17 protein-coding genes are annotated in these 19,319 nt (G+C 54.2%); 14 read left to right on the top strand and 3 right to left on the bottom strand.

Features of this window, described 5'->3' with window-relative positions; all coding sequences use genetic code 11:
• Positions 1 to 3,358: hypothetical protein (locus BHW66_RS08595; protein WP_286689007.1), on the top strand; the 3,358-nt coding region annotated here is incomplete at its 5' end.
• A gap of 288 nt (positions 3,359 to 3,646) precedes the next feature.
• Positions 3,647 to 4,366 carry a hypothetical protein gene (locus BHW66_RS08600; protein ID WP_286689008.1) on the top strand — a complete coding sequence of 240 codons (720 nt, stop codon included), beginning with the start codon at positions 3,647 to 3,649 and terminating at the stop codon, positions 4,364 to 4,366.
• 190 nt (positions 4,367 to 4,556) lie between these two features.
• Here the strand turns inward: BHW66_RS08600 and BHW66_RS08605 are convergent, their stop codons facing one another.
• Positions 4,557 to 5,363 (bottom strand): S24 family peptidase, encoded by an 807-nt coding sequence (locus tag BHW66_RS08605; RefSeq protein WP_102758387.1) that lies wholly within the window; start codon positions 5,361 to 5,363, stop codon positions 4,557 to 4,559.
• A gap of 161 nt (positions 5,364 to 5,524) precedes the next feature.
• Here BHW66_RS08605 and BHW66_RS08610 point away from each other — a divergent pair, with 161 nt between their 5' ends.
• The 11 genes from BHW66_RS08610 (at position 5,525) to BHW66_RS08660 (ending at position 16,326) form a co-directional block, all read left to right on the top strand.
• The gene (locus BHW66_RS08610) at positions 5,525 to 5,791 is read left to right on the top strand and encodes a hypothetical protein (RefSeq protein ID WP_128153538.1); all 267 of its coding nucleotides are present in this window, start codon (positions 5,525 to 5,527) and stop codon (positions 5,789 to 5,791) included.
• Positions 5,792 to 6,770: 979 nt separating this feature from the next.
• Positions 6,771 to 7,643 carry a DUF3737 family protein gene (locus BHW66_RS08615; RefSeq protein ID WP_046435512.1) on the top strand — a complete coding sequence of 291 codons (873 nt, stop codon included), beginning with the start codon at positions 6,771 to 6,773 and terminating at the stop codon, positions 7,641 to 7,643.
• Positions 7,640 to 8,845 (top strand): MalY/PatB family protein, encoded by a 1,206-nt coding sequence (locus tag BHW66_RS08620; RefSeq protein ID WP_046435510.1) that lies wholly within the window; start codon positions 7,640 to 7,642, stop codon positions 8,843 to 8,845. Before BHW66_RS08615 ends, BHW66_RS08620 begins: the two co-directional genes overlap by 4 nt.
• 39 nt (positions 8,846 to 8,884) lie before the next feature.
• A complete protein-coding gene (locus BHW66_RS08625; protein ID WP_046435508.1) occupies positions 8,885 to 9,892 on the top strand; it encodes a DUF362 domain-containing protein in 1,008 nt (335 codons plus the stop codon).
• Between the two features lie 46 nt (positions 9,893 to 9,938).
• Positions 9,939 to 10,787, top strand: coding sequence for an aldo/keto reductase (locus BHW66_RS08630; RefSeq protein WP_102733399.1), 849 nt, complete (start codon positions 9,939 to 9,941; stop codon positions 10,785 to 10,787).
• Between the two features lie 21 nt (positions 10,788 to 10,808).
• Positions 10,809 to 11,888: an alpha/beta hydrolase gene (locus BHW66_RS08635; RefSeq protein WP_046435505.1), complete on the top strand. Its 1,080-nt coding sequence runs from the start codon at positions 10,809 to 10,811 to the stop codon at positions 11,886 to 11,888.
• Positions 11,889 to 11,930: 42 nt separating this feature from the next.
• The gene (locus BHW66_RS08640) at positions 11,931 to 13,049 is read left to right on the top strand and encodes an aldo/keto reductase (RefSeq protein ID WP_022198207.1); all 1,119 of its coding nucleotides are present in this window, start codon (positions 11,931 to 11,933) and stop codon (positions 13,047 to 13,049) included.
• 80 nt (positions 13,050 to 13,129) lie between these two features.
• Entirely contained in the window at positions 13,130 to 14,266 is a 1,137-nt protein-coding gene (locus BHW66_RS08645) for a metallophosphoesterase (protein ID WP_022198208.1), read from the top strand.
• Between the two features lie 186 nt (positions 14,267 to 14,452).
• Complete coding sequence (locus tag BHW66_RS08650; RefSeq protein ID WP_233465482.1) at positions 14,453 to 15,031, top strand: flavodoxin; 579 nt, start codon at positions 14,453 to 14,455, stop codon at positions 15,029 to 15,031.
• Positions 15,032 to 15,038: 7 nt separating this feature from the next.
• The gene (locus BHW66_RS08655; RefSeq protein WP_022198210.1) at positions 15,039 to 15,500 is read left to right on the top strand and encodes an antibiotic biosynthesis monooxygenase; all 462 of its coding nucleotides are present in this window, start codon (positions 15,039 to 15,041) and stop codon (positions 15,498 to 15,500) included.
• A gap of 7 nt (positions 15,501 to 15,507) precedes the next feature.
• Positions 15,508 to 16,326 carry a carboxymuconolactone decarboxylase family protein gene (locus tag BHW66_RS08660; protein ID WP_180975764.1) on the top strand — a complete coding sequence of 273 codons (819 nt, stop codon included), beginning with the start codon at positions 15,508 to 15,510 and terminating at the stop codon, positions 16,324 to 16,326.
• A gap of 124 nt (positions 16,327 to 16,450) precedes the next feature.
• Here the strand turns inward: BHW66_RS08660 and BHW66_RS08665 are convergent, their stop codons facing one another.
• A complete protein-coding gene (locus BHW66_RS08665; RefSeq protein ID WP_012420842.1) occupies positions 16,451 to 16,936 on the bottom strand; it encodes a MerR family transcriptional regulator in 486 nt (161 codons plus the stop codon).
• A 236-nt stretch (positions 16,937 to 17,172) separates the two neighbouring features.
• On the opposite strand from BHW66_RS08665, the gene BHW66_RS08670 reads away from it, so the two are divergent.
• A complete protein-coding gene (locus BHW66_RS08670) occupies positions 17,173 to 17,622 on the top strand; it encodes a YhcH/YjgK/YiaL family protein (protein WP_180975765.1) in 450 nt (149 codons plus the stop codon).
• Positions 17,623 to 17,705: 83 nt separating this feature from the next.
• Here BHW66_RS08670 and BHW66_RS08675 read toward each other — a convergent pair whose 3' ends face one another.
• The gene (locus BHW66_RS08675) at positions 17,706 to 19,184 is read right to left on the bottom strand and encodes an alpha-amylase (RefSeq protein ID WP_102758389.1); all 1,479 of its coding nucleotides are present in this window, start codon (positions 19,182 to 19,184) and stop codon (positions 17,706 to 17,708) included.
• Positions 19,185 to 19,319: the final 135 nt, after the last annotated feature.

The following is a 19,319-nucleotide window of genomic DNA, read 5'->3' on the forward strand; positions in this document are numbered from 1 at the left end:
TTTTTGGGATGGAGAAGATGGCACGAAACAGGAGGCACAGAAGGCCGCCAGCGTGTCTTTGCTGTCCAGCGATATTAAAGGCATCAGGTACGCAGACGGGCTATCCCGCTGGAAAGAGAAGGAGAAGCAGACGTATAATTACGTGATTTTTGACGGCAACGATATTAAGATTACGGCGTTTGCGGACGAGTCCACCGGGGGAGCGTGGGCGGATTATGAGGATCCGACGGCGAGTTTCTCTCTTGCCACGAGAGAAAGTGTCTGGGTGACGCTGGAGCGGGAGGCGCAGAAGAACCGTTTGGAGGTGCTGCGCAGCCAGACGGCAAAAGCGTTGGAGACATGGCGCCGGGTTTGCGCGGCCAACGATGTGAAGCAGGGAGACGGCGCGGAGGCGTTCGGAAGGGTCATGGCCGTGGTGGCTTCCATTTACAAGACGCTGCCGGAGGGGTACAGGTTTGGCCTTTACCCTTACATGAGAGCTGCCGAGAATCTTGCCACCCGTCTGGAGGACGGTCAGGTATGGCTTTCCGATGAGCTGAAGAAGGAGACGCTGATGGACGATACCAGCGAGCGCATGGATGCCGTGATTGACAAGCTGCTGGCCCGCACGCTGGAACAGGCAGACCGATATGCCGTCGACCAGATGCGGGCGGAGATGGTTGCCCGCATCAAGGCCGTGCAGCCGACGAAGAAGGCCAGCGGGAAGTTTAACAAGGGCAAGTTGAGCGCGGAGGATTACAGGCATTTGCACGGGATAGTCGCCATGATGAATACGGACCAGGAGGCGAAGGAGAAGCGAATGCTGGAGCTGGAGGGCGTGCTTTCCAGCAACCAGTCCACCGAAGAGGAACGGGATGCGGCCGAGCTGGAATTGAAGGATTGGCACACGTTCGGATATCTGGCCGGGATGGGACTGGAGCAGACGCGCGCCTGCGCGCGCGCCCTTGCCCTGTTTATCACGACGGGACGGACGGCTTGGTCCACCCGGTTGGACGAGGAGAGGCGCCGGACGAAGTTCAAGGCCGAGAAGATTGTGGAAGGGCTTGGGCAGGCCACTCCCCAGGGAGGACGTGACGCGGAAGAGGATGCGAAGGCGTCTACGAGAACGAAGGCGGCCAAGTACCTGAAGTACGGTTTGCAGTCTTATTCCCAGATGTTGAATGGATGGAAGAAGATTCCCGCCCTGCGCGGTCTGGCGCATGCCGAGGTTACTGCGATTGCCGAGGCGAATGTGGCGTTGAGGAATATGAAGCACGCCCGGGATCGGGAGGTGACGGCCCTGGTTAAGCGGTGTTTTGGCGTTCAGCGCACCAAAGATGTGGCAAGGGTTCTTTCCGATTTCAAGAAGACAGGGGATTCCGGCGTAGTGCTGAATCCGCTGGTGAAGGTGGAGCGCACCGTGAGGATCGCCGAGGCCCGCGAGTGGGTGGGGTTGTCTTTTGAGGAGAGGGAGGAACGACGCAAGGCAATCAGGAAGGAGTACAATGACCGGGGGCTTTCCGACGATAAGGCGTCCGTGCCGGAAGCGCTTATTCCGGAGATGCGCCGGCAGCTTGCCGAGCTGGATGAATTGGTGAAGGCCGGAGACGGACGGGCTAGAAGGAGGAAGAATATTACGGCGAAGGCGGAAGTGGTGCGCCCGGGCAGGAAGGGCGAGACGTTGAAGGTTTCCCGCGCCCAGGCGATGTATGCCATTTTGCTTTACGAGCAGGCCGAGTACGTGGAGACGATGCGGAATGAAGGCATTGGAGAAGCGGAGGTTGCCCGCCTGCGCGAGTTTGTGGGCGCCGAAGGGCTGGCGTTCGGCTACGGCCTGCGGGAGCTGATGAACCGGCAGGGAAAGCTGCTGGCCCGTGTGTATGAGGAGCGTGAGGGGGTTCCCTTCCCCGCGGTGGAGAATTATTTCCGGGCCGTGTTCCGGGCGGACCACAAGCTTGATACGAAGGCGTCTTTCGGGGAACAGACGAATGCCGTGGCCGGCGGGGCGAAGTACGGGATGCTGATTCCCAGGCGGAAGCACAATTTGCACCTGGCCTGGAATATGGATTGCGAGGCCGTGTTCCAGGCGGCGAGCGCCGAGGTGGAGAATTATATTTGCACGGCGGATATTACTGCCCGCTGGCGCGGCATTCTGGCGGACAAGGAGGCGGCAGCGTCCCTGAAGGAGCACATGGGGCGCCACGGGATTGATTCCCTGCGGCACTGGCTGGATGTGATTGACGGGGCCGGAGTGATGGAGGGGGGCGCCCTGCTGGCCGGAGCCCAGGCGACAAGCCGCTTCCAGAGCGCCAAGGCGGTGGCCTTGCTGGCCTGGAACGTGCTGACGATGCTCAAGCAGACCAGCGGCCTGATGCACGGGATGTTTGCCGGGGAGGTGGGCATGGGGAGTTTCCTGCTGCACCTGGGGCAGACGATGTCCATGACCGGACGCATGGGGGTGTTTGAGATGATGAAAACGGAGGCTTTCCGGGCGAGGACCAATGACGCGCAGGCGGAACTGGTGAGCCAGCTGATGGGGTATGCTTCCGATCAGAAATACACCGGAGCGATCAGGTTTTCCATGGCCGGCATGAGGGCTATTGAGAAGATGGACGTGTGGAGCAATGCCGTGTCCATGGCCGCCCTGTATAACGCAAAGTGGTCCGAGCTGGAAGAGGCAGGAAAAAGGACCGGAGCCCCGATGACGGAGGATGAGATGCACGCCCTGTGCATGCAGAGCGTGACCCGGGCTCTGGAGCTGGTGGCCCAGCCGCTGACGCAGAGCCAGAAGAGCATGCTGGGGGCTTCCACGGGCCTGTTTGCGAAGATGGCCTGTTTTATGAGTTCCGATGTGTTGAATAAGGTGGGGATGATCGTTTCTCATGTGAGCTCCGGGAATTGGGGGCAGGCTCTTGCTTTATATGGAATGATGTCCGTTGCCGAACAGACGGTGATTGCCCTGTGGCACGCCCTGCTGGATGACGAGGACGAGTGGGAGAAGAACGGCGGATGGTTCGGCGCCATGCTGGGAGCTCCTGTTGCCATGATTGGCGGCGTGCCGATGCTGGGGGCGGCGGTGGAGTTTGGTTACAAGCAGGCGACTGGCCAGCGTATTTACGCAGGCACCGCGTCCGGAGTGATTGATTATTCCGCGATTTACCGGGCGGCCAAAAATACGTGGAAAGCCGCCACCGGGGAGAAGGAGATGACGTTTGCCGATTGGGCGGAATTGATTCTGCTGGATGCCAAGGCGGCCGCTTACGTGGTCGGAGCGGGCGCCGGGAGCCGCAGCAAGGCGGCTGATTCCGTGGCGTCCTGGCTCTTGTCCGTGGCTGGGGTGGCGAATTTGTCCAAGCCTGGGTTTAAGCTGGCGGAATAAGATTGAATATTAAGGAGTGTACGGTGTATGTTGAGTTTACCATGCGCACTTTGCTCTACACTTTTTCCATATTTTTTACTGCTGTATCCTATGGAATAGATCGTCCTTTAACAGACTTTTTCCCCTTGGCGCAGGAGGCGAAACATTCCAACCTTCTTCCCGAGTCCTTTGATCATTTGCAGGAGAATGACGCCCCTACTTCCTTGCAAGACTGGGGACAGGTGCCGGGTTCCCGGAAGCTTCCGGAGTTCAAGCCCGACGAAAGTCGCCTGAGAAGCAAAAGGGTTGGTGAAGGCGGAAGGCTACCAGCCCCCAGTCACACCGGACGAGGAATATGATTTAGGATTAGGCATCTTCACTGCTTTATTTGGAGTAGAGAACATTAAATATCCATACCTTTATTGGAAGGTCCAAGGGAAGGAAACTCCTATATTCAATAACTCTAAAGAAATTTTTCGTACTGTTTGGAATGATTTTTCGCACAAAGTGCGAAATGCTCACAAAAGACGTATTAATGATGTATGGAGGCGTATTGAGCAAGAAAAGTACAACACGAAATCTCCTTCTGAAGCTCTTGTGCTGCATTTCCAAAGCGTCGTGAAGAATAACCCTGGACAGGCATGGCTGGATATTCAGTCTGGTGCATATCGCCAATTTGGAAACACTTTTAAGGAGAAGGCAATTCGTGAAATAGTCACAGAAATAAAATATCATATTAAAACTGATGAAAAGAAGAAAGCCATGCTTGACGCAGTAGCTTTAGATGCTCTAAAGCCATGCAATCTATGGAAAGATGAAACAAGATTCTTTGAGAAGTATCGAGATGTTGCAGGTGTTTTTGTAGTTAAAGTTATTCTTGGAGATAAATTTTTAGACTATCCTTATTGCTATTGGATTATGCAGGCGAAACCTATTCCTGAATATAAAACAACATATCATGCACTGGCTGATATATGGGAAGATTATAAGAGGCAAGTACAACTATTAGATTTGAAGAAAGCGCAATAATGCTATTTAACAAAAAAGCCCCTGACCAGCCCCTGACCAGGAGGCCAAGGGCTGAACAGGAGCGCTTTTCTGGGAGGATGCTACTGTACACGGCTGTAATGGCAATAAAAAACCGCCCGCGTTTCCCAACGTGGACGGCTAACGGAAAATAAAAAAAGATGATTTACCTATAGCACATTTACCCGGTGCGTCAAGCTTTCTCCCACCTGTCCAGGGTTTCCACATAGATGCCGGAGATTTTGCCGCCGTCCATGGGTTCGATGTCTCCGAAGTCGGGATTAAGTGGATGTAATACGTATTCCATTTTTCCGGTTTCCGGATTTTTTTTGCGGCCGAGCTTTTTCAGAGTAACCCCTCGTTCGTCATGGTATTGAACAATGGTTCCGGGTTTGGGGATGGGGGGGACGGTATGGCGCCGCATAATTACCAGGGAGCCGTCCGGGATAAGGGGTTCCATGGATTTCCCTTCTACGCGAACCACGTATTCGTTTTTACCCAGGGGCCTTTCCATGTAAATGGTAGACGGGACAGTGTCGCTTTCCGCAAGAGAGCCTGCGGCGATGTTGCCGATTATTTGCGTACTGTATTCACGCCTGGCGTGTCCAGCATGGGACGGAAATTGTCTGACCAGGGGAACCAGGGGGGAGTGTGTTGGCCGCAGCTGGCGTTCCTCCGCCGCTTCGTCCGCCAAATCCGTCAGCCACTGGCGGAGGGGGACGCCTTTTTCAGAGGCGGCCCGTTCATATTTCCTCATGCGCTCTTCCGTGATTTCCAGCACGAGGCGATTGGTCTGGACAGGTTCGTCTTCCGGTTGAACCGTTTTGTATTGAGACATCAGGGATTGGATTTTCAACATGGCGCTGGCGGGGAAGGGGCCGGAGGGGGAGAGCCAGTTATTCACCGTACCTTTTTCCGTACCGCATTCCATGGCAAGCCAGTCACGGTTTTTCCCAATGGCCTTCAACCAGTGTTTCACATCCCCTTTTGTCGGTGTCATGGCTTGATGATACACGATTTTCGTGAATTGTCGATAGAAAGAAATAAATTGAATTCGTTAAAATATGTTGACGCATTAACGAAAATCGTTAAAAAGGCGCTATGAAGTACATGCCTTTAGACCTTTCCGTAATGCAGCCGGAGCCATTTCCGCATCCCGTGATGATGAGGTCCGACCTGTATCCCAGAAGACAGCCCTCCCGGGAAGAAAAGTGGGGCATTTGCCCCGGTTCCGTCTGCGGCGCGCTGCGGGCGCTGGTTCGTCGATGCAGGGAAGAGGCGAAGCGGCGGAAGCTGGCAATGAACATTCTTTCCGTCGCCGGAGCCTGCGTTTTCGGCCTGATGGCTGTCGGCGTGTTCTGGCTGGCTGTTGAGATGGATAATTCCGCTTTGCAGGCTTCCAAGTCTTCCTGTTCCATAAAACCGTAAACCGGCCCTTGCCCAAGGAGTTCGGAACGCTTTTTCCTGCGGAGCTTGCTTTCGGAAATGAACGGCCGCGTTTGAGGCCTCCCGGTTTGTTTTTTCCGGTTGAAACGCCTGCGGACGCATGAAAGGTTCCGGCAGGAGTGGGCGCCGGATTTCCAGAGGGGCTTTTTTTATCCGCAGAGCAATTTGAACGGGAGAGACGGGGAAGGGCTGGAGTTTGGATAATTGCATTATTTGCCGGCTGCATCACCCGGGTTCCGGAAATGCCGTCCTCCAATGCCGTTCCTGTGCGGGAATAGCGGTTGGTCATGCGGGCGGGCAGTATGGTGTCCGTTTGCGAAGAGGATGAAGCTGCGGTTCCGGATTTCTGTCCGGAGGGAACCGTATGAGATGGAGCAGGGAAGCCTTTCCTCCACGTGGTCGTTTCCCGTTTATCTGGCGCGGTTTGATTTCATTCTGGCGTGGCCGCCGGGACCGGCTGTTGAAGTAGCTTCCTGAGGCGCAAGCGGGCGCAGGACTGTATGGAAATACCCTGTGGTGTCTGTCGTGCCGGGATGCGAGGCGGGGATGATGCGACCTGGGTCCGGGGCGCCCATCATTCCGGGCGTTATGGCGCTGGTCGGGAGACTGGAGACGGAAGATGCCGCCTGAAACGGCGGCCTTCCGCTTCTGGATTCTTTCCGGGTAAAAGATGCGCCTTTTGCGGAGAAAGTGAAAAATGAAGAGGCTTTTCTCGATTTTGCATGTTGAGAAATAATTTTATGACAGTTAATATGTATTTATTATAAATGAATTAAAAATAATGAAACAGAAAGTGCTAAAATTTTTTTGCATTATAGTTACTATAAGGAATAGCCTGAATGAAGAAAGAAGAGGGCATGGTACGCGGCCGGCGTCCTTTCCCTTCTTTTTCCGGAAGCCGGCCGTCGCCGTTTAAAAGGCACATCATGAAAAACAACAGACTTTTTATCAAATCATCGCCATGACCAAGAGAATGATTAAAAATGCTTCCTACGAAGGGGAACGCCCCCTGTTCGCTTCCCGCCATCTTAGGCTGGAAGACGTCATTATTTATCCGGGGGAATCCGCCCTGAAGGAATGTTCCGACATTGAAGCCGTACGGTGCGAGTTCCGGGGGAAGTACCCTTTCTGGCACAATGACGGGCTGCTGGTGGAACATTGCCTGTTCAGGGAAGGCGCCCGGGCCGCCATCTGGTATTCCTGGAATCTGCACATGAAGGATACCCGCGTGGAAGCGCCCAAGATGTTCCGTGATATGGACGGGATGGTTCTGGAGAACGTCGTTTTGACGGATGCCCTGGAATGCTGCTGGCACTGCCGGAATGCGAAGCTTCGCGGCGTTCAGGCGGAGCATGGGGATTACCTGTTCATGCACGGGGAGAATATAGATGTTGACGGCTTCCGCCTGAACGGAAATTACTCTTTCCAATATTGCAGGAATGTGGTGATACGGAATGCGGAAATCCATTCCAAGGACGCTTTCTGGAATACGGAGGACGTGACGGTGTACGATTCCGTGGTGGATGGGGAGTATCTGGGCTGGCATTCCAGGAACCTTCGTCTGGTGAATTGCCGCATTTCCGGCACGCAGGCGTTGTGCTACGCGGAAAACCTGGTTTTGGAGAATTGCACGCTCGGAGAGGATGCGGATCTCTGCTTTGAGTATTCCTCCGTGCATGCGGAAATCAAGGGGCGTGTGCACAGCGTCAAAAATCCGCGCAGCGGCCGCATTGTTGCGGAAGAGTACGGGGATATTATTCTGGACGAGCATTGCAAGGCTCCGGCCAATTGCTCCATTGAAACGGGAAAAAAACAATCCGGAGAAGCCGCATGAAGTACGATTTTGACACTGTTGTTCCGCGCCGCGGCACGAATTCCTACAAGTGGGATTCCATGCCCAGGGAGGATATTCTGCCCATGTGGGTGGCAGACATGGATTTCCGTACGGCTCCGGCGGTGACGGAAGCCATCCGGAAAAGGGCCGAACACGGCATTTTCGGTTATACGCGGGTTCCGGATTCCTATTATGAGGCGGTTACAAACTGGTTTGAACGCCGCCACGGCTGGAAGATTAATCCGGAATGGATGATTTATACCACGGGGGTGGTTCCCGCGCTGTCTGCCGTCATACGGGCCCTGACGGTCCCTGGGGACAAGGTGCTGGTGCAGACGCCTGTATATAATTGCTTTTTTTCCTCCATCCGCAATAACGGATGCGTGGCGGAAACCTGCCCTCTGAAATATGAGAACGGCAGATATGCGCTGGATGCGGAGGAGCTGGAACGGAAAGCCTCCGATCCCGCCGTCAAGCTGATGCTCCTGTGCAATCCCCATAATCCAGCCGGGCGCGTCTGGACGAGGGAAGAATTGGAGGAGATGGCCGCCATTTGCCGGAGAAACGGCGTTTTCGTAGTGGCTGACGAGATTCATTGCGAACTGACGTATCCGGGCCATCCCTATACGCCGTTCGCCTCCCTCTCCGAGGACGCCCTGCACCATTCCGTCACCTGTATTTCCCCCAGCAAGGCGTTTAATCTGGCAGGCATTCAGATAGCCAATATCGTCGCGGCGGATGAAGAAGTTCGGAAGAGGATTGACAAGGCCATCAACATCAATGAGGTGTGTGACGTCAATTCCTTTGCCGTAGATGCCCTGGAAGCGGCTTATAACGGAGGGGAGGAATGGCTGGAGGAACTGAAGCTCTACCTTTACGGGAATTACGAGATTGTCCGGGATATGCTGGCAGAACGTCTGCCGCAGCTTCGTGTGGTGCCGCTGGAGGGGACCTACCTGGTCTGGGTAGATTGTTCCGCGCTGGGATTTCCCTCCGCAGAGATTGTCCGCCTGCTGGAAGAGGAGGGGCGGGTGCTCGTCAACGGCGGGGAAATGTACGGGGAAACGGCGGGGTGCTTCATTCGCCTGAACGTCGCCTGTCCCAGGAAGCTGCTGCTTGAGGGGCTGGAAAGAATCATCCGCACGCTGTGCGGCCTCATTTCCGGAACACGGACGTGCCCGTCGGGTCCTGCAGGCTCTTAACAGGGAGAACGGTTATTAATCATCAACAATCAAGTTGCCATGGAAAATAAGATGACGAGAAGAACATGGCTCCAGTCTTCCACCGCAGCCCTGGCATGCCTGGCTTTGCCGGAGTATGCCCTGGGCGCGATTGCGGAGAAGGGTGGAGCTTCCAGGGTCTGGATGACGAAAGAAATTTCTCCGGAGGCTCTCGTGAGGATTTACGAGGCTCTGGGGCGTCCGGCCGGGGGAAAGGTAGCTGTCAAGATCAGCACCGGGGAACCGGGAGGCCGCAATTTTCTGAGTCCGGCCTTAATCAAAGACCTGGTGCGCCGGGTGAACGGCACCATCGTGGAATGCAATACGGCTTACGGAGGCAAACGCTCCCGGACGGAGGACCATTTGCAGGCTGCGAAGGATCACGGTTTTTCCGATATTGCGCGGGTGGACATCATGGACGCGGAAGGGGAGTTCACTATCCCGGTGAGGGACAGGAAGCACCTGGAATACGATATCGTGGGGGATCATTTAAAGAATTATGATTTCATGGTCAATCTGGCCCATTTCAAAGGGCATGCCATGGGCGGCTTCGGCGGTGTGATCAAGAACCAGTCCATCGGTGTTGCCTCGGCAGCCGGGAAGGCGTACATCCATTCCGCCGGAAAGACGCGGGATGTTTCCTCCGTGTGGAACAATCTGGCCAGTCAGGATGATTTCCTGGAGTCCATGGCGGCTTCCGCGCAGGCGGTGGCGGATTACTTCGGGGACAGAATTTTGTACATCAATGTGATGAATAATCTGTCCATTGACTGTGATTGCGATTCCCACCCCCATGCGCCGGAAATGAAGGACATCGGTATTCTGGCCTCCCTTGATCCGGTTGCTCTTGACCAGGCCTGCCTGGATCTCGTTTACGCCGTCAGGCCGTCCGAAGGGAATGACAACAGGCCCCTGGTGGAGCGTATTGAAAGCCGCCATGGGCGGCATACGGTAGAGTATGCCGAGAAGATAGGTCTTGGCAGCAGGAAGTATGAACTGAAAGAGCTGAAACCGCAGCAGGCCGTTTAGTCGGTCATTTCCTTTTTAGCATCAAAAAACAATAGAAAAAACTGTGATGGAAAAAGTGATGTTGAACAATGGCGTTACGATGCCTGTCCTGGGGTTTGGCGTTTTTCAGATTCCGGACGCTAAGGAGTGCGAACGCTGCGTGCTGGATGCGATTGAGGTCGGCTACCGTTCTATTGATACCGCGCAGATTTACGGCAATGAGGAAGCCGTAGGCCGCGCAGCGGAGAAGAGCGGGGTTCCGCGGGAAGAGTTGTTTCTTACCACGAAGGTGTGGATTTCCAACGGCGGGTATGAGAAGGCGAAGGCGTCCATTGATGAATCCCTGCGCAAGCTGCGCACGGATTATCTGGATCTGCTGCTCATCCACCAGCCTTTCAACGATTACTACGGCACTTACCGGGCCATGGAAGAAGCGAACCGGGCCGGAAAGGTACGCGCCATTGGCGTGAGCAATTTTTATCCGGACCGTTTTGTGGACCTGGCGGAGTTCTGCGAGATCAGACCCGCCGTCAATCAGGTGGAAACGCATGTGTTCCACCAGCAGGAAAAAGTCCGGGAGGTGATGGAAAAGTACGGTACCAGAATGGAATCCTGGGGGCCTTTTGCGGAAGGTCGCAATGGGTTTTTCTCCAACCCCGTGTTGAAGGGCATTGGAGAGAAATACGGCAAGACCCCGGCGCAAACAGCCCTGAGGTTCCTGATTCAGCGTGGAATTATCGCCATTCCGAAGACGACCCACCGGGAAAGGATGGAGGAGAATTTCAACGTCTTTGATTTTGCCCTTTCCCTGGAGGATATGGGCGCTATCGCCAGGCTGGACCGCGGAGAGAGCCTTTTCCTGTGCCACCGGGATCCGGAATCGATCCTGTACCTGATCAATTACGGGAAGCAGTAATTCGCATGAAGTTCCAGAAAGATGATACGTTACTCATTTAAAATATTTTGTGTGGCTTTTTCCGCCTGCTTTTGCTGTGCGGGGAGCCTGTTGGCAGAAGATAATAACCCCCATACGGACAAGATGATGAACGAGAAGCTGAATTTAACGCAGGAATGGGACAAAGTGTTTCCTAAAAGCGACAAGGTAACCCACCGCAAGGTAAGTTTCCGCAACCGTTATGGCATTATGCTGGCTGCGGATTTGTATATGCCCCGGAATGTTAACGAGAAATTGCCGGCTATTGCCGTTTCCGGCCCTTTCGGAGCTGTAAAGGAACAATCTGCGGGCCTTTATGCCCAGACGATGGCCGAACGAGGTTTTTTGACGATCGCGTTTGATCCCTCGTATACGGGAGAAAGCGGAGGATTTCCCCGCTATGTCGCGTCTCCGGATATCAATACGGAGGATTTCTGCGCCGCCGTCGATTACCTTTCCACCCGCGATGACGTGGATTCGGAACGTATTGGAATCATTGGCATTTGCGGCTGGGGCGGCATGGCGGTCAATGCGGCGGCTATCGACACCCGCATCAAGGCAACGGTAACCTCCACGATGTACGATATGAGCCGCGTGAACGCGAACGGCTATTTCGACGCGATGGATGCCGACGCCCGTTATGAGCTTCGCAAACAACTGAATGCCTGGCGCACGGATGATGCGAAGAACGGTTCTTATGCCCTCGCGGGGGGCGTGCCTGATCCTCTGCCCGCGGATGCGCCCGGATTTATGAAGGATTATTACGATTATTATAAGACGCCCCGCGGCTATCACAAGCGTTCGCTCAATTCAAATGGCGGATGGAACGTTACCTCGGCGCTTTCTTTCATCAATATGCCCCTTCTGGCGTACAGCGGTGAAATCCGCAGCGCCGTGCTCATGATTCACGGAGAAAAAGCCCATTCACGTTATTTCAGCGAGGACGCCTTCAAGAAGTTGAAGGGGGATAACAAGGAGCTGATGATCATTCCCGGCGCGAGCCATGTGGATCTTTATGACAATCAAGCCGGCGTTATTCCGTTCGATAAAATCGAACAGTTCTTTTTGAAGTATCTGAAATAAGGCGATTCTGCGGCTGAATTTGGGGAAGAAAGATGGAACGTAATGAAACGCAAGGATTTTCTCAAAATAACGTCCGGTTTTGCCTTATCCCTGGTTTCCCGGGGATGGGCCGGGGAGGGTTCTTCTTTGCTTCTTGATGGTCCGGGGTCTTCTTCCGGGGCGCCGAAGAAGGGTTTTCTTGGGGAATCCCGGCGCCTTGGAGACCTGGAAGTGTCCCCCATCGGGCTGGGTTGCCTGCCGATGGTGGGTTATTACGGCGGCAAGTATGATAAACAGGAGATGATTGCCCTGATACGCCGGGCTTTTGACAAAGGAGTTACTTTTTTTGATACGGCGGAAGTGTATGGGCCTTATACCAGTGAGGAATGGGTGGGTGAAGCTCTCGCCCCTGTCCGCGACCAGGTCAGGATAGGTACCAAATTCGGTTTTGGCGTGGAGGAAGGCCGCCCTTCTTCCCTGAACAGCAGGCCCGACCATATCCGGCGTGCGGTAGAAGGTTCCTTGAGACGTTTGCGTACCGACCATATTGACCTGCTTTACCAGCACCGGGTGGATCCGGACGTTCCCATGGAAGAAGTGGCAGGTACGGTGAAGGAACTGATGCGGGAAGGAAAAGTGCTGCATTTCGGCCTGTCCGAAGCCGGCGCCCGTTCCATCAGGAAGGCCCATGCCGTGTGTCCGGTGAGCGCCGTCCAGAGCGAATACGCTATCTGGTGGCGGGAAGCGGAGACGAAGATTTTTCCCACGTTGGAAGAATTGGGCATCGGTTTTGTTCCGTATTGTCCGCTGGGGCGCGCCTTTCTGGCAGGGGCCGTCCGGGAGGACAGCCGTTTTCAAAAGCGGGACCGCCGCGCCACTTTGCCCCGGTTTACTCCGGAAGCCCTCAGATTCAACATGCCGCTGGCTGTTCTTGTCCGGGAATGGGCGGAACGCAGGGGCATGACTCCGGCCCAGTTTGCCCTGTCCTGGATGCTTTCCCGGAAACCGTGGATTGCGCCTGTTCCCGGAACAACCAATCCAGCCCATCTGGATGATTTTCTGGGAGGGGCTTCCGTCCGCCTGTCCGAACCGGAACTCAAGGAATTCGACCTTGCCTGTTCCAGAATTCCCCTGATGGGGCACCGGGCGGATCCGTTTACGGAGAGCCAGATTGACAAGTAGTTTTGCCGGCGCGTTCCCTTCCGTTGAGTTGTTTGCGGCGGTGGAGGAAGGATGTTAAGCTGTTTTTAAGAAAGAGACATATGATTCTGATTTTCGGAGCATTGCTGGCGGTTTACGTTTTCTGCCGCGCTATTTTGCCGCTGAAGCTGAAATGGGGCTGGAAGCTTCTGCTTGCCGCCCTGTTGGCGGTGGCGGCATTCAAATTCCACTTGCTGCATTTGTTGGGAGGCCCCATGTTTTTCTCCCCGGTTTTGCCGGGAAACGTTCTGCTGGCGGCCGCGTGGCTGTTCTCCGTTCTTTTCCTGTTTTTTTTCCTGCTGCTGGCGGCGGATGTGGTGCGGGCGCTGTATCTGCTGGTTTTGTTCTGCCTGCGGAGGAACAGGACGGAAAGGTTCCGCATCATTGGCAACCGGGTGAATGCTGTTTTGCTGGTTCTTTCCGCTGTGCTGGCAACTGTGGGCCTGATCGGAGGCACCAGAGTGCCCCAGGTGAAGGAGGAAACGATTGCCGTGAACCGTCTGCCGGAGGAGGCGGACGGATTGACGGTCGCCGTGCTGGCGGATCTGCATGTGGACGGCATTACAAGGGAGGAGCGCATTCGGAAGATTGTGGAGCGCACGAACGCCCTGAATCCGGACATCGTCGTGATTGCCGGAGATTTCGTGGACGGGACGGTGCCCGTGCATGGCGGCGATTTGAGGCCGCTTGCGGATTTGAAGGCCAGATACGGGGTGTTCGGCGTGCCGGGCAATCATGAGTATTACTCCGGTTATGAGGAGTGGATGGAGTTCCTGCCCACTCTGGGCATTCGTATGCTTCTTAATGAACACGCGCCGGCGGGAGGGGAGGCCGTGGTATTGGCCGGTGTGACGGATCCTGTGGCCGGCATCATGAGGAAGGAGGAGCCGGATATAAGCAAGGCGTTGAAGGATGCCCCGGAAAAGGGAGTGCGCATCCTTGTTTCCCACCAGCCGCGGCTGGCCCGGGAGGCGGCTGCGCACGGCGTGGATCTTCAAGTGTCCGGCCATACGCACGGAGGCATGATTGCCGGCGTGGACCGGCTGGTGGCGCGTTTTAACGAGGGATTCGTCTCCGGGCTGTACACGGTGGGTAATATGAAGCTGTACGTTTCCAATGGGGCGGGGATTTGGAACGGCTTTCCCATCCGCATCGGCGTTCCATCGGAAATTGTTCTGATTCGGCTTCGGAACGAATAACATATATTGATAAAGCAGTTTAGGAAGTGATGCGGTCAGGCTTGCCGGAATTGTTGAAAAAATATTGACTTATAGTTACTCTAATGTTTAGACAGAAATAAGGAACAAGGTCAGGCAAGGGAAATGCCGGATGAAACCGTTTTTTCCGGACGCCTTTTGCCGCTCCTTTTAACCGGATAAAAATATATGAAAACGATATCAATGATATGCACGCTGGCCGCGGCCCTGATGACAGGAGCCGGATGTTCGGGACAGGAACAACCCAAGGTTTCCGCGGAACCTTCCAGGGTTCTCATTGCCTATTATTCATGGGGAGGCAATACGAAGTACGCCGCTGCTCAAATTCAGAAGGCGACGGGTGGAACGCTGTTTGAAATCAAGCCGGTCAAACCCTATCCCTCCGAATATCGGGAATGTACCGTGCAGGCCAGGAAGGAGATTCAGGAAGGGGGTCGGCCGGAACTGGCCGCCAAGGTGGAGGATATGGGCAAGTACGATGTGATTTTCATCGGCAGCCCCAACTGGTGGAGCACCATTGCGCCGCCGGTCGCGTCTTTCCTGGCAAGTTACGACCTTTCCGGCAAGACGGTGATTCCATTTGTGACGCATGGTGGCGGCGGCATGGCGCGCTGTGCGGACGAGGTTCGGAAGCTGTGTCCCAAGTCCACCGTTCTCAAGGGAGGCGCTTTTGCCGGGGAAGGAATACGGACGACGAGGGCCGCGCTCGTCAAGTGGGTCAATGAGACGATTTCCATCAACAAATAATGATTTTATGAAACGAACCATTGCGGGAATGGCTTTTTCCCTTGCCTGTCTGATGAACCTTTCAGGAGCCCAAACCATAAATCACGATAAAGTGGAAATGGAGAATGGCAAAAATACGGGCATGTGCGTCAAGCTACCGATGCAGCCTGATGGTATCGTTCGTCTCTCAAAAATAGAAGTGCATTCTGAATATTTGGAGGAATATATGAAGTACGCCATCGAAGTGGGGGAAATCTCCCTGCGCACGGAACCGGGCGTGTTGACCATGTACGCTGTTGCGGAGAAAGAAAATGCCTGCAAGATAACCATTCTCGAAACTTACGCCAGCCAAAAGGCATATAAGTCGCACATCGCATCGGCTCATTTCCAGAAATACAAGCAGGGAACGAAGCACATGGTTAAGGCATTGGTTTTATCCGACCAGACGCCGCTGAATCCTTCAAGCAGCATTGCTAATATTATTAAATAACATAATAATGAATAAGATTATTTTATTTCTTTCAATTAGTTTTTTCATAACAAATTCTATGTCGCAGGAAAAGATAGTACAGACGGCGGGACGCACTCAGTTAGGAGAGTTTGCTCCCAAATTTGCGGAACTCAACGATGATGTTCTTTTCGGTGAAGTATGGAGTCGGACTGACAAGCTCGGTCTGCACGACCGCAGTTTGGTAACCGTCACCTCCCTGATCAGCCAGGGCATCACCGACAATTCGCTCGTTTTCCATCTTCAGTCGGCAAAGAAGAACGGCGTTACCCGTACCGAGATTGCTGAAATCATCACCCACATCGGTTTTTATGCCGGTTGGCCGAAAGCATGGGCGGCATTTAATCTGGCCAAAGACGTATGGGCGGAAGATACGGCGGGCGAAGACGCCAAAGCCGCTTTCCAACGTAAGATGATTTTTCCTGTAGGCGAGCCGAATACGGCATACGCCAAGTATTTTACAGGCAACAGTTATCTTGCGCCCGTTTCACGCGAACAGGTGAATATCTCCAATGTGACCTTTGAACCCCGCTGCCGCAATAACTGGCATATTCACAAAGCGACGAACGGCGGCGGGCAGGTGCTTATCGGCGTGGCCGGACGCGGCTGGTATCAGGAAGAAGGAAAGCCTGCTGTGGAAATTCTTCCTGGCACAGTCATCCATATTCCCGCCAATGTGAAGCACTGGCACGGGGCTGCCGCCGACAGCTGGTTCTCCCATTTGGCTATCGAGATTCCCGGTGAGAATGCGTCTAATGAATGGCTTGAGCCGGTGACGGATGATGAGTACGGTCAGCTTCAAAAATAAAACGGATTTTTTATGACCGACGCGGAATATGCGGAGGCGGCGGGAAACAGATAAGAACGCAGAGCGGCCGGGATTCCTCATTGGGAAATCCCGGCCGCTTTCTGTTGCGGATTTAAGGCAGGGCTTATTCCTCAGGAGCGATGTTCGGCTCGCTGGCGCTGATGTAGTTCAGCGGATTGCAGCTGTCCGGCCTGCGGTTATCTAAAAGGTCCTGATAAAATTTTTTCTTGTATTTCAACACTTCCATTTGTTTTTTCAGGATGCGGAGCTGTTCCCGGAGACTTTTCTCCTGCTTGAAAATCAGTTCGGCGCGCTCCGGAATGGTGGAGTCCCCTTCCTGGCACAGGTCGATGTAGTGTTTGACGCCTTCAATCGGGAGGCCCGTCATCCGGAGGCAGTGGACCAGGCGGAGCCACCCCAGGGTATAGTCGGAAAACATACGGGCATTCCCTCCGCTGCGGTCCACGTCCGGGATTAATCCGGCGTTTTCGTAATACCGGATGGTGTAGGCTGACATTTCCATCATTTCCGCAACCTGCTTGACAGTGTATCTGGGGGTGCGGTCATAAGAAGGGCGGTAGGTGCCGGATGGATTTTTCTGTTTAATCATCGTGTGACTGATAGCTTACAGTTACTCCAATATACGAGGTGTTGCCGGATGACAAGTTTTTTACTGTGCTTCACGGGAATAACGTATTTAAAGGCTTGGGAAAACGGCGGTAACTTCATTCCGTGGAGGAAGGAACGGGCTGTGCGTCGGAATATCGGGGGAAGGGGGGCAAATGAGTTGACTGGCTTTTCCTCCCCGTTACAATGAAGCCCGCTCCGGGGACGGAGCCTGTAATTATGATTATTGCCTCCCTTTCCGATTCTGCCCGTTACGAAATGTTGAATCCCCTGTTCAGGAGAGCTTTCGATTTTATCAGGGAGGCTGCTCCGGCAGCCCTGGAAACTGGCCGCCATGTCCTGGAGGAAGACGCCCTGACCGTGATGGTGAATGAAGCGGTGATGAAGAAGCGGGAGAACGCCCGCATGGAAGTGCATGACCGGTTTATTGACATCCACGTGCCCCTTTCCCGGGAAGAGGGATTCATGTGGAAAGAGCGCGCGGCGCTGGAAAAGCCTTCCGAACCATTCAGCAGGGAAAAGGACGCGCAGCATTATGATGATGCGCCGGACACCTCTTTTGTCGTGAGACCGGGGCAGTTCGCCATTTTTTTCCCGGAGGATGCGCATGCCGGCTGCATTGGGGAAGGGAAGCTTCTGAAACTGGTGATTAAAGTCAGAACGGCCTGAACCCCATTCCGGAAAAACAGTCCGGAGTGGAGAACAGGCCGTTTCTTCATGCCCGTTCTGGCTCTTTGCGGGCGGGAACCGCGTTATTTGCCGTTTTCCTCCCGTGTGTGCTGAGATGCGTGTTCCGGAATCCATACGGCCACATTGCCGCCGTGAACGAGAAACCGGCCGTTGCCTTCTTCATCAATGATGACGGTTTCTTCCACGTTGCCGGTGGCTTCCTTCCAAGTTTCCCCTGCGTGCTGCTTGCCCACGTTCATGACTTTGTCTCCATCCTCTCCATTGGAAATGAGCACAGCTACGCCGGAATGCGGGTGTTCTTCATCTCCCACACGGGTAAAGCCGATGGTGTTCGGGTGGTCAAAGTAGTAATTTTGTTCCCCGAAAGCATGGTTTTTACGGATTTCCAGCAGATTGTCGATGATGGCGCGGTGCATGGGCGGATTGCCGCTCACACCGTAATAGTCCCCGTAGAAGAGGCAGGGATAGCCTTCCTTCATGAGCAGGATGAGCGCGTAGGCGGAGGGCTTGAACCAGTCTTCCACAGCTGATTCCAGGGAACTGCCCCACTGGGAATCATGGTTGTCCACAAAGGTAACGGCCAGCGTAGGGTGGTTCTGAACCAGGGTTCCGTCCAGAATTTTGGAAAGATCGTAATCGCGGCCCTGCTTGGAGGCCTGGTACATGTTGTAGTGCAGGGGGACGTCAAACAGGTCCACTTTGTAGCGTTCCTCCTTGAGGTAATCGTCCAGGGATTCCAGATCCTGTTTCCAGTATTCGCCCACGGCGTAGAAGTCTGCTCCCCTTTCCTTGCGGACGGCCGCCAGGAATTTCCTGATGAATTCGTCATTGATATGCTTGATGGCGTCCAGCCTCATGCCGTCCAGATCCAGTTCCCGGGATACCCATATTCCCCATCTTTCCATTTCTTTCACCACTTCCGGGTGGTTGAAGTCCAGATTGGCGAACATAAGGTAGTCGTAGTTGCCGTTTTCTTCATCCACGCCTTCGCTCCAGCTTTTGCCGTCTCCCATAATCTTGAAGATGGAGGTTTTTTCCGTGCGCGCGTCGTAGTCCGTTCCGGTGAAGTGGTACCAGTGCCATTTGAAGTCGGAATATTTGTTTCCGCGGCCGGGAAAGTTGAAGCCGGTCCAGCCTTCAATCTCGTAGGCGTCCGTAATTTCCTTGTCGCGGTTCTGCTGGTCCACTTCCTTGGCCATGAATTTTTCCGTATAGTCTGCTCCCGCTTTGTGGTTCATGACGGCATCCAGATAAACGCCTACATGGTGTTCATGAAGAGCCTTGATGGCCTCCTGGAGTTCCTGCCTGGTGCCGTATTTGGTGCGGACGGTGTTTTTCTGGTCGAATTCCCCCAGGTCAAAAAGATCATAGGTGCCGTATCCTACATCATTTTGTTCCTTCCCTTTATAGGCTGGAGGAATCCAGACGGCCGTGACACCCATTTCCTCCAAGTGGGGGGCGTCTTCTTTTAACTTGTTCCAAAACTGTCCGTCGTTGGGCAGATTCCACTCAAAATACTGCATCATGATTCCGTTTTTCATTTGATCTGATTCCTTGTCATACCGTTCGGGTTGTCGTGCTTCCAGGGGCTGTCCGGTGGAAAAAGCGGTTTTCCCGGGCGAGGTTCCGGATGATGAATCCATACGAAGAGCCCAACAGAATAGAGTCCTGAAAGT

The organism is Akkermansia sp. 54_46 (assembly GCF_001917295.1).
Classification (GTDB): Bacteria; Verrucomicrobiota; Verrucomicrobiia; order Verrucomicrobiales; family Akkermansiaceae; genus Akkermansia; species Akkermansia muciniphila.